Genomic DNA, 339 nt, shown 5'->3' on the forward strand with positions numbered 1-339 from the left:
GGATCCGGTGAAATTGTAGTAGTCGTGAAGATGCGACTTACCCACGGTAGGACGGAAAGACCCCGTGGAGCTTTACTGCAGGTTGACATTGAATTTTGGGATTAAATGTACAGGATAGGTGGGAGACTAAGAAGCAAGCTCGCCAGAGTTTGCAGAGTCACTGTTGGGATACCACCCTTTTAATTCTAAAGTTCTAACTAGTTGCCATGAAACTGGTAATAGGACACTGTCAGTCGGGCAGTTTGACTGGGGCGGTCGCCTCCAAAAAAGTAACGGAGGCGTTCAAAGGTTCGCTCAGAATGGTTGGAAATCATTCAAAGAGTACAAAGGCAAAAGCGA

The 339-nt window shown here is 46.6% G+C and carries 1 rRNA gene; it reads left to right on the forward strand.

What is annotated here, in order from left to right:
• Positions 1-339 (forward strand): 23S ribosomal RNA (locus tag ACU68W_RS09310); the annotation flags it as partial.

The sequence above is a fragment of the Finegoldia sp. P2-F-LR genome (assembly GCF_052932265.1).